Source organism: Clostridium paridis (assembly GCF_016765615.1).
In the GTDB taxonomy this organism is placed as follows: Bacteria; Bacillota; Clostridia; order Clostridiales; family Clostridiaceae; genus Clostridium_T; species Clostridium_T paridis.
Window position 1 is genome coordinate 153,956 of the sequence record NZ_JAESWA010000029.1, and the last position, 13,485, is coordinate 167,440.

A 13,485-nucleotide genomic window follows, 5' to 3' on the forward strand; every position below is an offset into this window, starting at 1 on the left:
GAATCCATATAATAGTTAAATAAACTATTTCATAAGGAGGAATTTTTTTTATGGAAAAAGAGTTCCATTCAGCAGTGAAAGAAAGAAGAACCATAATAGAAGTAGGTAACGAAATATCTGTTCCAATAAAAAGAATTAGAGAAATTATAGAAGAATCTTTGAAGTATACTCCAACTGCTTTTAATTCACAAAGTGCCAGAATAGCATTGCTACTTGGGGAGGAAAGTGAAAAGTTTTGGGAAGTTACCAAGGAACATATAATAAAGAATATCCAAAGAGATAGATTGAAAGAAAATATAGAAAAGATAAATGCTTTTAAGAAAGGATATGGAACTATATTATTTTTTGAAGATCTAAATATAATAGAATACTTGGAGCAAGATTACTCTACGTATAGAGAGTATTTTCCAGTGTGGGCACATCAATCAAATGGCATGTTACAGTTTATTATCTGGACATCTCTAGAAATAGAAGGACTAGGGGCATCCCTGCAGCACTATAATACTTTTATAGATAGAGCTATAAAAGAGAAGTGGAAACTTCCTGATAATTGGAAGCTTATAGCTGAAATGCCTTTTGGTAATCCAATTTCAATACCTGAAGAAAAACATTTCCAAAAAATCAACGAAAGATATAAGGAATTTAAATAAAGTATAAAAACAGGAGCATTTTAGCTCCTGTTTTTATATATCTTTTTATTATTAAATATAAAATGTGAGATGTAAGTAATCATTATAATTAATATGATATCAAAGGTGAAATTAAATAAAAAAAGTTGCTTAGTAGTATCAGCCTGCCCATTGCCGATAAATGGCATTGGGAATTGAAGTATTCCAATAAATAAAATTGACCAGAATAATTGAATTTTATGTTTTACATCCTCTAAATGCTTTCTTTTTATATATATAAATAATGAAGAGACAATGGCACATATATATATCAAAGAAATAAAGGCTAAATTCTTAGGAAGTATATTATTTCTTAAAAAAGACCATAAAGTAAATCTATTAAAAGAGTTAATTGGTGTAGAACTATAACTTTTGGGATATTTACCTAACTTTGTTCCAGTAAAAAATGCATTATCTGCAGTATATTCCATTCCTTTAATTAGTCTTAGTGGATGAGTTATATAGAACTTTATTAATTTCCCACTAGATATTTTATTGTAAAAGTCTTCTTCAGTAATTAAGGTATGAGGAATATATTTTGTGTAAGCACTGGTAATTAAATATGAGTGCTTTCCTGCCTCAGAAGCCATATCTGGGTTTAGACCTAAATCTATTAAATCCTGTCTTGGATTTTCAGAATCTTTAAGAATCCCATAGAATACAGAGTTATATTGAGTATCCTTACTCATTTCTTTATGTCTTAATTGGATCTGAAGAGGATAAATTATTAAAATACAAAGTAATAAATAGCATAATCCTTTCGTAAGAGGTTTTAATATATTCCTATTCTCATATAAAAGTTTTATTATCATTATTAGAATAACTGGTAATGCGGATATGACTTGCATTTTTGAACCTAAAAATAAAAATGAAGCAATAAAAATTAACATGATATTTGAAAAAATCTTTTCTTCTGATTTTAATACATACCTATGATATATATAGTATATCCATGAGGCTATATATAAAGCTAAGGTAGTAATCATCATAGGTTCACCATAAAGGCTATTGAACCAAACTAAATAATTTCCATCAAATAAAACAAATAAGCTTAATGTTACCAATAGGAATAGAGTGAGTTTATTTTTGATATTTAAATATTTAATTATTAGATAGATTGATAAGGTATATATTATTCCATAAGTAATAGCTAAATATTGTGTTTTAAAAATATCACTCCCAAAAGCTTTACAGATAAAACTTATCATACTTATGAAATAAGACATGCTTGTTGAAATAAATATAATTAATATCCTAGTAAGAGTGAATGGAGCTATTTTATAATCAGTTACTGGGTATTTATAAAATCTTTCAAAACTAGGATCCATAAAGTACTTTGAAGGTAATTGCAATCCAGATACACTCATTACTCTGTCGAAGTCACCTTGATCAGCTACTCCAGCTTCAGGATATTTAAAGAGTACAAATGTTATAATACCCAAAGCTAAAACAATAAAAGTAATTAATAAAAGCTTAGTAACATTCATTTTTAGTTTCATTGAAATAATCCCTCTTTCTATATAATTAAATAACTCATATGAAAGGTTAGCATAGTAGTGTTAAGTTTATAGTGTTTAATTTGCATATAATGTAAAGTATTCTCATAAGAGTGTAAAATTATTAGTTTTAGAATATGGATAAAAAATATGAGAAATAAAAGTTATTAAGTTTTACGGCAATAGATATAAAGCTATTTACATATAAATACAAAATTAACAATTAATTACCGTGAATTAACAGTGCTTTAAATGGATTTAATAGTAAGGTGCTATAGTTATTATGTAAAAAAATACAGGAGGTAAGAAATGAAAAAGAAAATATTATCATTAACAATCTCTTTATCTATAGCGATGACATTATTTTCATCTACAGTTTTTAAAGTTAATGCAGAAACCTTGACTTACAATGAAACTACTATTAATGAGAACTTGAATGCTACAGTTGTTCCGGATCACATTGTATTAAACTGGACAGAAGATCCTAGTACAACTCAAACTATTACATGGAGAACTTCTAAAGATGTTAATGCAGGAGAAGTAAAATATAGAGTTAAAGGAAGTACTGATTTTACTACTTTAAATGTTGATCCAAGTAATATTAAATTATTTTCTACTGTGGCATCAGATACAGCAGGAAGTATGAAGGTTTTCTCAGTAACAATTAAAGGATTGCAGTCAGGTACGACCTATGAATATATAGTAGGGGATGGAACTAATTTTAGTAACATTAGTACATTCAAAACCGAAGTAAGTAACAATAGTAAAACTAAATTCTTAATATTTGGAGATTCTCAAAGTGGGGATTCAAGTAAACCTATATATGCTCCATGGCATGATACAGTTCAAAAAGCTTATAGTGAAAATCCTGATGCTAATTTCATGGTTAATATTGGAGATTTGGTTGAACAAGGTCAGAATTATCAACATTGGAACAATTGGTTTAATGCTGCAAATGGAGTTATTAATAATATTCCTGAGATGGTGGTTCAAGGAAACCATGAAACTTATGTTCCAAGTGGTGGTTCATCAAAACCTGAATATTTCACAAATCAATTTTCAGTTCCTAATAATGGACCTTTTGGGTATGAGGGACAAGTTTACTCATATAATTATGGTAATGTACATTTCGTAGTACTAGACAGCCAAGAAGACGAAGAAGCACCTTCAAATGATAACTTTCTTAAAACTCAAGCAGACTGGCTAGAACAGGATCTTTCAGCTAATAAGCAAAAATGGACAATTGTAATGTTCCATAAGACACCTTATTACAATAAGAAGACTAGAAATAATCCTGCAGTAAAAGATATTTTTACTCCAGTAATTGATAAACACCATGTTGATGTTGTTCTGAATGGACATGACCATGGACTTTCAAGAACATATGCTATAAATGGGGATAACTACTATACAGACTATTCTAAGGGGACAGTATATTATGTAACTGGTAGAAGTGGAAATAAGTTTTATACTGATCTTTCAAATAAGACTTGGGATGCCTTTTTCCAAGACACACAAGATAGTCCAACCTATGAAGTTGCAGATGTAGTAGATGGTAAACTTACTATAAAAGCATATAAATATAGCACAACAAATCCTGCATATTCTAACTCAACACTAGTGGATACACTTGTAATTGATAAAGATAATCCAAACAATAGTACAAGCCTTACATTAAATAAAAATGATAAAACAAAGTTATCAGTGGCTGGTTCTGTAATTTCAGATTATGATGTAGATGTAGTAAATAATAAGGCATATGTAGATCCATCAAAGATAGCTGAAGTTTATAAAGGAACGTATGATAAAACTACACTTACTTTAACTATAAACTCTAAAAAATATGTATTTGCATCTTCAGATCTTTTAAATAACGATGCCTCAAAAGTAAATCTTGATGCATTATATAAGTCAGGGATTGATTGTAAATATAATTCAGATTTAAATGTTGTGTTGATTGATTTTACAGGAAGAGTAGATACTACAGGCTTTACAGGTTTTGTGATTGGCTCAATACCAAATTCAGGTACAAATCCTCCTTCAAATGGAAGTAATCCATCTGGAAATAATGGCAGTTCTACAACACCTTCCAACAATACTTCTAGCAATGCAGGTAATTCAAATAATAGTAACTTAACCAATTTATCTTCAAGTTCTCTACCTAAGACTGGATCAGTAATAGGAATGGATTTGATTATAGTATTAGGAATTACTATAATTTTGAGTGGCATTTGCGTATTGAATAGAAAAAGAATCTCAGAAAAAATTCACAAGATTATAAGTAAATAGAATTAAGCTATATTTAATAACCTATATAAAAGAGCTTTCTTACTAAACTGTAAGAGAGCTCTTTTTTATGTAAGCTAATAGACATAGAGTAGGATATTAATGCAAGCTATAATAAAAACATAAAGTGATGAATATAAGGAGAGATAAAAATGGAAGTTGTAAAAATTGAAAATTTAAATAAGACTTATGGTAAAGGTGAAAACAAAGTAGAAGCTTTAAGAAATGTTAATCTTTCTATAAATAAAGGCGAATTTGTAGCAATAGTTGGAGCATCAGGTTCAGGAAAAAGTACACTACTTCACCTATTAGGAGGGCTTGATAAACCTACTAGTGGAAAAGTTGTTATTGATGGAGAGAGTATATATGATTACAAGGAAGAAAACCTTGCAATATTTAGAAGAAGAAAAATAGGATTTATATTTCAATTCTTTAATCTAATACCAGTGCTTGATGTGGAAGAGAATATATCACTTCCAGCTCTTTTAGATAATGATAAGGTTGATAAGAAATATTTAGATGAGATAGTTGAGTTACTAGGATTAAAAGAAAGAATAAGACATCTGCCTTCTGAGCTTTCAGGTGGACAACAACAAAGAGTATCTATAGGAAGAGCATTACTTAATAAGCCTTCCATTGTACTTGCAGATGAACCAACAGGAAATTTAGATAGTAAGAATTCAAAAGAGGTTATTGAACTTTTAAAATTTACTGCAAGAAAATACAATCAAACATTAATACTTATTACTCATGATGTAAATATTGCCTCTATGGCTGATAGAGTTATAACAATACAAGATGGTGAAATAATTTCCGATGAGCATTTAAAGAGTAATTAGGGGACAGAGGTGAAAAAATAATGATAACTAGTTATAAACAGATTACCGGAAGGTATCTTAAGTCAAATAAAAAAAGAACAGTTTTAACTATAATAGGAATAGTATTATCAGTAGCTTTAATATCATCAATAGGTCTATTTGTGAAAGGGCTACAATCTGCACAATTAGAGCAGACCAAAAACGATTATGGTTCATTTCACCTTATGTTTAAGAATACTGACGAAGAATTATTTTCTAAGGTAATAAATAATCCTAATGTTTATAGGTATGGTTACTTTAAGTTGGATAAGGATATAAAGGTAAATGATCGTTTGACGGCTAATGAAATAACAGCTACAGACGATGCATTAGAACTTACTCCTTATAAGATTAAAGAAGGAAATATGCCTGTAAAGGATAATGAAATTGCACTAGAGCAATGGTCTCTTAAATATTTTTCAGAAACAACTAAAGTTGGAGACAAAATAAATATTAATAATAAGGAATTTACTCTTACTGGAATATTAGAAAATAGCATAAAAAGTCAGCTTGATAATAAACCAATATTATTAACGAAAGACAATAATATTTCTAAAAACGGTTCTGTATTATTAGTTGAAATTTCTTCTAAAACTAAAATAAGAAAGGGATTGGATGAACTAGAAAAACTGACAACAAAAGAAAACTATGTTGAAAATACTCCTGTATTAATGATAGAAGGGGCAGGTGGTCAAGATTCAGGGTCAAAAGGGCTATTTGCAACACTTTCAGTAATAATTGGTATTGTAGTAGTTTCAACAATAGCTGTTATATATAATTCATTTCAAATTAGTGTTGTAGAAAGAATAAAAGAATTTGGATTATTAAGAGCTGTTGGAACTACACCAAGGCAAGTAAGAAATATTGTTTTCAGGGAAGCTACTATGCTGGCAATTATAGGTGTACCTCTTGGATTATTATGTGGATGTATAGCAATGGCAGTTATAAAGTGGGTGTTTAATATAATTGGAGGGGACTCTGTAATGCCGCTTAACTTAGTTATTGATCCATTTGTAATGGGATTGAGTACAGTGGTAGGAATAATATCTATATATTTATCAGCATTAATTCCAGCAGTTTTTGCAGGAAGGATATCACCACTAGAAGCTATAAGCAGTAGAACATCAATAGCAAAAGGAAAAATTAAAAGAAGTAATAATAGAATTATAAAAATGCTTTTTGGATTTGAAGGATCTATGGCATCTAAGAACATAAAAAGAAATAGAAAGAGATATAGAATAACTGTTTTCTCTGTTCTAATAAGTGTTGTGCTTTTTGTATCCTTTAAGTCATTAGTCGATATGCTTATAAATGTTACTAATTCTCCAAATGAATCAAGAGATATTCATTTTACAGTATATAGTGATGGCGGCGATGGAAAGAAAAATACTTCAGAGTTTGATGAATTAGCAAAAAGTATAAAAACTTCAAACTTAGTGGATAAAGTTTATAAATCCTACAGTACGTATTCATTTGAGTCTGCCATTAATAATGATAAAAAGGTAAAAGAAGTAGAAAATATAAATGGAGTATATAGCAGTGCTACTGTAAATGGAGCAGAAAAAACAATCCTAGAAGCAAATATAGCTGTATATGATGAAGATTCTTTTGGAACTGCAAAAAAATATTTAGATTCAGGAAGTATTGATAGTGATAAACTTAATAAAGAAAATGGTGTAGTAATAATAAATAAAAATGCAATAGATAATTTAAAAACTAAGAAGAAATATGAAGGACCAGTAGCAAATCTTAAAGTTGGAGATGAAATAGAACTTCAACTTCAAGACTCAGATAAACCAGTTGAATTTGGAAAAGGGCAAGTTAAAAAAGTTAAAGTATTAGCCATATTAAATAATGAACCTTTTGACTATTATGGAAGTCAAACTGGGCTTAAGCTTATTACAACCAAAGAAGTAGCTAAGGCCTTAACAGGAAGTGATGCTACAATTAATTCACTAAATATAGCTCTCAAGAATGTAAAAGATGAAAATGCTGAACTTACAGATTTACAAGCAAAAACTAAGGTTAATAATAATTTAAATGTAATAAACAATATAGACCAAAATAGAAGAGACAAATCAACAATGCTGATGCTTCAAATATTAGTGTATGGATTCATTATTGTAGTTTCACTAATAAGTAGTGTAAATATAGTTAATACTCTTACTACAAATATTATTTTAAGAAAAAGAGAGTTTGCAACCTTAAAATCTATTGGATTAACTCAAAGAGCATTAAGAAAAATGATAATATTAGAAGGATTGCTTTATGCATTCTGGGGAACATTATATGGAGCAGTTATAGGTTCAGGATTATCATATTTAATGTTTAAAGGGCTAGGAGGAGTAAGAGAATTCCCTTGGTCTATTCCTTGGGAAGCGATAGTTATAGCTGGAGTTGGAGCAGTAGTAATTGGATACCTTTCAGTATTATCGCCACTAGCAAGAATTAAGAAGGATAATTTAATTGAAGTAATTAGAGAAGAATAAAGGAGATGAAATGCTTCCGTACCATTGTGTAAGGAAGCTTTATTTCCATTATATAGAGAAAAATTATATAATAAATCTATGGCTAAATAATTTAAGAGGTGATGGTATTGAGTAAATTATTGTTAGTGGAAGATGATGAATCTTTAGCTATCGGAATAGAATTTACACTTAAAGATGAAGGATATGAGGTTTTAAGGGCAAGTACATTAAAACAAGCGAATGTGTCTTTTCAAGCTGAGGAAATAGACTTAATTATTTTAGATGTCAATTTGCCAGATGGAAATGGATATGATTTATGTAGAGAAATTAGAAAGAAAAGCGATGTTCCAATAATGTTTTTAACTGCATTAGATGAAGAAGTAAATATAGTTTTAGGGCTAGAAATTGGTGGAGATGATTATATTACTAAACCATTTAGAGTTAGAGAACTTTTATCAAGAGTAAAAGCGCTATTAAGAAGAAATTCGAAAAACCTACCAACGGGAAATAAGCTGAGAAGTGGGGATTTAGAAATAGATACTTCTACAGCTTCAGTAAAAAAATTAGGAGAAGATATTACATTAACGGCACAAGAATATAAGCTTTTATTAACATTTCTATATAAGCCAGGAGTAATATTAAAGAGGGATGAAATATTAAAGGAACTTATTGAGGGAGATGATGTTTTTTTTGATGAAAACACATTATCTGTATATATTAAGAGAATAAGAGAAAAAATTGAGGATGATTCTAAAGTTCCAGAATATATAATTACTCAAAGAGGATTAGGATACATGTGGAATAAGGAAGTTACTCAGTAATAATGATTTAAAATAAGGAGTTAAAGTATGAGAAAAGAGTTTGTTAATCCAGAAATAAAAATAAGCTCCGCAGTTCTTTTTCTAATAATATCAATTTTTTTATTAGTTACTGTTATAACACAGAGGCTTTATTATAATGGATTGAAAAGTAGCTACATAAAAACCTTAGGTGCTGTTACAGAAAAAGCGATAGATAAGAATCCTGAACTTGAAAAAGAGCTAGTACCTTTAGTAACTAAAGGAATTACTAAGGAAGATGAATCTAGAGGAGCTGAATTTTTAAATCAATATGGGTTAAATACAGAACTAGAGAATAACTTATTTCCTTATTTAAGTGAAAACAATATTTTAGAGAACAATTTTATAATAATAGAATTTTTAGTTATGAGTATAGTTTTACTAATCTTTAACTTTTTTCAATATAAGGTATTTTACAAGAAAATAGGCTCATTAATAACTGGAGCTAAAAAAGTAATAGAAGGAGACTATTATTTGCCTATAAGTGAACATAAGGAAGGGGAATTATCAAAGCTTGCAGTATCATTTAACTCTATGAGAGAGATTATAAGAAATAATATAAATGAATTAAGTAAAGAAAAACAATTTTTAGTGGATTTACTTTCAGATATATCACATCAATTAAAAACACCTCTATCATCAATGATTGTATATAATGATATCATGCTAAATAAAGAATTAAGCATAGAACAAAGAAGAACTTTTTTATTAAATAATCAAAATCAACTAAATAGGATGAATTGGTTAATTCAAAGTATACTTAAGTTAGCTAAGCTTGATGCTAAGGCAATCGAGCTTGAAAAAGAAGAACAAAGTTTAAATGAGACAATTGAAGAAGCTATTGAGGTATTGCAAAGTAAAGCTCTTGAAAGAGAAGTTAGGATTCACTTTAATTCTGATAAAGAGGTAAAGTTAGAGTATGATAGATTATGGCTTCAAGAAGCATTTATAAATATAATCAAAAATGGAATTGAACACACAGATAATGGGGGAGAAATAAGTATAGATGTTTTTGAAAATCCAATATATAAGAAAGTAATTATTGAGGATAATGGAGAAGGGATAGATAAAGAAGATTTACCTAATATATTCAAAAGATTTTATAAAGGAAAAACTTCAAGAAATAGTGATTCAGTTGGAATAGGATTAGCATTAGGTAAATCCATAGTAGAATCACATAATGGATATATTGAAGTAATGAGTCAAAAAGGAAAGGGAACAAGGTTTACCATAATATTCCTAAAATATTGATAATTTTAAGCTTTTAGGAATAATAATGAAGTAGAGTAATATATCATAATTTGAAAATGTAACGATTTTATGTTATGATAAAATGGTAAATTTTTATAAAATGGAGGAAAGATAATGGAATCAGATCCTGACCCTGCGAACGTAATTTCGCAATTGATACTAATAGCAATACTTACTCTTTTGAATGCATTTTTTTCATCAGCAGAGATGGCTATTGTATCACTAAATAAGAACAAAATAAAAATTCTTTCAGAAGAAGGAAATAAAAAGGCACAGTTACTTGAAAGGCTTATGCAGGAGCCTACAAAATTTTTGTCTACAGTACAAGTAGGAATTACCCTTGCTGGATTTTTCTCAAGTGCATCTGCAGCTACTGGTGTTTCAGAAGATTTAGGAAATGTTTTAACAGCTATTAATGTTCCTTATAGTAGACAAATTGCATTAGTACTTGTAACAATAGTACTTTCATACATTACACTTGTTTTTGGAGAATTGTATCCAAAGAGGGTGGCTTTGAAAAAGTCAGAAACTATTGCAATGTTCTCTGTTAGACCAATATTATTTGTGTCAAAATTAACAGTGCCATTTGTAAAGTTATTATCAGTATCTACAAATGTATTACTTAGAATTACTGGAATGAACAGTAATGACTTAGAGGAGAAGGTTTCTAAGGAAGAAATCAAATCCTTAGTAGAAGTTGGACAAGAACATGGAGTAATTAATGAAACTGAAAAAGAAATGATAGATAGTATATTTGAGTTTGATGATATATTAGCTGAAGAGGTTATGACTCCAAGAACTGAGGTATACTTAATTAATATAGATAGACCATTAATTGAATATCTTGACGAACTTTTAGATGAGAAGTATTCAAGAATTCCAGTATTTGAAGGGGACAGTGACAATATAATAGGTATACTCTACATGAAAGATTTTATAATTGAAGCACGTAAAGTAGGCTTTGAGAATGTGGATATAAGAAAGATACTACATCCAGCATATTTTGTACTTGAAAGAAAAAATATAGATGAATTATTCAAAGAACTTCAAAGTACAAAAACCCATATGGCAATACTGGTAGATGAATATGGTGGTTTTTCAGGAATAGTAACTATAGAAGATTTGATTGAAGAAGTCATGGGAAATATAGATGATGAATATGATGAAGATGAACCAGATATAAAAAAAATAGATAATAATACCTATATTGTTAATGGACTAGTTCCTGTAGATGAACTTAATGAAAGTCTTAATTTAGAATTAGATTCTGATTCAGATGATTATGATACATTAAGCGGACTTTTAATTAATATAATTGGACATATACCTAATGAGGGTGACCAAGATATTATTGAGCATAAAGATATAATCTTTAAGATAGAGGAAGTAAAAGAAAAAAGAATTAAAAAAGTAAGGATTTCTTTGGGGAATCCTGTGTAGATTGAATGAGGAAGGTTAAGAAAGAGATTTCTTAATCTTTTTTATTTAGTTTAAAGGAAATGATAAAATGATATATAATTAAATTAGGAATAAAAAGGAGGATATTGTTTAAAGTGGAAGGTAAGAATGTGAAGAAAAATGTAATAATTGGCGTTGCTATTATTGTAACCATATCAATATGTCTAACACTTATTTATTTTTTAAAGTATAAGAATAAAAATGTGGAGACTGTAAGTAAATTCTACTTATATAAAGAAAATAATAATAATAATGAGATATATACATTGGATAAAGAAAATAAAGAAACTAAACTAGATGAAGGAAGTGCTCAAATAGTTTATGATGAAAAACTTAATAAATATATAGGCATTAATTATAATGGAGAATTATATTTAATTGATGAAAAAGGTGAAAAAGAAAATATCGATTCAAATGCAGATATTAATTACTTAGAAAGCAGAGATGGAGCTATTTATTATCTTTCAAAAGATGGAAGGTTAATGATGAAAGAAGTAGATAAAAAGCCAGCATTAGTTGCAGAAGATAAGATTTCAACTTTTTATTTGCAAGGAAAGGATTTAATTTATTATTATGATGATAAGAGAATACTTCATGTATTAAAAGATAATAAGGAAATTTTTAAAACAGAGAAAGCAGTGGGTTTCTGTAAGTTTAATTATGAAAGCAGTTTTTTTATTTATAGCATGAATAGTAACTGTTACTATGTGGACTTAAATGAAAAAGATATAAAACCAAATGTACTTAAGGATGTACCAAGTCTAATACTCTTAGAGGAATTTATAAAAGACAAGGATTTTATATATAATACGATTGATGCAAAAAGTAGTAGATTAAATCTATATGTGAAAAAGTACGATGAAAAACCAGAATTATTAGCAGATAGAGTGACATTTGACTGTATATCAGATGATAAAAAAGGAGTTTATTATATTAACGATATTAAGGCATTATATTATAAAGGCTTTGATGATAAAGAATCCGTTAAGATAATGGATAATATAGTATATTTAAAGATAATTGACAAAAATACAATACTTACTAAGTCAGTAGATGGAAAGTTGAGTATAGTAAAGAATAATAAAGAAATAACTGAATTTGGAGATGTTATAGATGAATATGGAAGCTATGATGTTTACCTAGATTCAGTTGCAATGATAAAATCTAAAAATAGAGAGTTATATATTGGGAAAAAAAGTATAGCTGATAATGTTAAATCCTTCAAGGTAAATGGAAGTGATTTATGCTATATAACTGAGGATAACGAAATATATCTCATAAAGAACGGGAAAAAGCCAGAATTAGTTATAAAAGACGCAAAAAAATATAGTAAGATATTATTAAATGATAAGATAATATTTACAAATGTATTTGATATGTCAGATTTAGAAGGGTATTGGATCGGAGATAATAATTCTAGTTTTGCAGCTCATTTTACCCTAGAAAGTTATGAATATTTAACAGGCTATAGAGGAAAAACATTCTTTAATGTAAAGAAGTTAATCAGAGAAAATAATAAAAGCATAAGATTGCAAATAAGTGAAGATGATCCTTTGGACTCAATTGGTGTTAAGAAATTAGATGACGAAAAGATTGATGTTGGGGGAAGCATATTAAAAAAATCCGACAAAGAGACATATGAAAGATTTATGGAACTCACAGACAAACAATTGGAGAAATTTCTCCCTATGGCAAATGCATATTTCAATTCTCAAGCAAATTTTAACCAGGCTATTACAGAAAAAGGTATGGTTTATTTTGAATATACTGATAAAAATAATCCAAGTAAATTAATTTATATTGATGAGTCAGGAAAGATATTTAAGGATTCACCTTCAGGAAAAGAAGTGAATGTGAATGAGAAAAACAATAGTGGAAATTCACAGAATTCGAACAATAGTGGACAATCTAAGTACAGTGATATAAGTAGTGATGAATTAAAAAAACTAAATGATAAAGCAAATGAAGAACTAATGGGAACAGCTTATTTAGAGGAGGAAATTAATTATAAGGATAAGAAGTATTATAAGTTTGTAAGCACTAGTAATAAAAACTCTAATATATACATTGATAAAGACGGAAAATGTTATAATGATGGTGGAAGCATTGAAAAATATGGGTTGCTCCCAATTAAAAATTAAATAATTACGTATATAGATAAA

The 13,485-nt window shown here is 28.5% G+C and carries 9 protein-coding genes; 8 read left to right on the forward strand and 1 reads right to left on the reverse strand.

Features of this window, described 5'->3' with window-relative positions; translation table 11 throughout:
• Nucleotides 1–50: 50 nt before the first annotated feature.
• Complete coding sequence (locus JK634_RS20020) at nt 51–650, forward strand: nitroreductase family protein (RefSeq protein WP_202769532.1); 600 nt, start codon at nt 51–53, stop codon at nt 648–650.
• 20 nt (nt 651–670) lie between these two features.
• On the opposite strand, the gene wsfD is transcribed toward JK634_RS20020, so the two are convergent.
• Complete coding sequence (wsfD, locus tag JK634_RS20025) at nt 671–2,167, reverse strand: glycan biosynthesis hexose transferase WsfD (protein WP_202769533.1); 1,497 nt, start codon at nt 2,165–2,167, stop codon at nt 671–673.
• Between the two features lie 306 nt (nt 2,168–2,473).
• Between wsfD and JK634_RS20030 the strand changes: the two genes are divergently transcribed.
• From JK634_RS20030 to JK634_RS20060, 7 genes are all read left to right on the forward strand, one after another.
• Complete coding sequence (locus JK634_RS20030; protein WP_202769534.1) at nt 2,474–4,453, forward strand: purple acid phosphatase family protein; 1,980 nt, start codon at nt 2,474–2,476, stop codon at nt 4,451–4,453.
• 149 nt (nt 4,454–4,602) lie between these two features.
• Nucleotides 4,603–5,289, forward strand: coding sequence for an ABC transporter ATP-binding protein (locus JK634_RS20035; RefSeq protein WP_202769535.1), 687 nt, complete (start codon nt 4,603–4,605; stop codon nt 5,287–5,289).
• A 20-nt stretch (nt 5,290–5,309) separates the two neighbouring features.
• The gene (locus tag JK634_RS20040) at nt 5,310–7,796 is read left to right on the forward strand and encodes an ABC transporter permease (protein WP_202769536.1); all 2,487 of its coding nucleotides are present in this window, start codon (nt 5,310–5,312) and stop codon (nt 7,794–7,796) included.
• A 107-nt stretch (nt 7,797–7,903) separates the two neighbouring features.
• Entirely contained in the window at nt 7,904–8,596 is a 693-nt protein-coding gene (locus JK634_RS20045) for a response regulator transcription factor (RefSeq protein WP_202769537.1), read from the forward strand.
• Between the two features lie 27 nt (nt 8,597–8,623).
• Complete coding sequence (locus JK634_RS20050) at nt 8,624–9,865, forward strand: HAMP domain-containing sensor histidine kinase (RefSeq protein ID WP_202769538.1); 1,242 nt, start codon at nt 8,624–8,626, stop codon at nt 9,863–9,865.
• Nucleotides 9,866–9,979: 114 nt separating this feature from the next.
• Nucleotides 9,980–11,305 (forward strand): hemolysin family protein, encoded by a 1,326-nt coding sequence (locus tag JK634_RS20055; RefSeq protein ID WP_202769539.1) that lies wholly within the window; start codon nt 9,980–9,982, stop codon nt 11,303–11,305.
• 128 nt (nt 11,306–11,433) lie between these two features.
• A complete protein-coding gene (locus JK634_RS20060; RefSeq protein WP_202769540.1) occupies nt 11,434–13,464 on the forward strand; it encodes a hypothetical protein in 2,031 nt (676 codons plus the stop codon).
• Nucleotides 13,465–13,485: the final 21 nt, after the last annotated feature.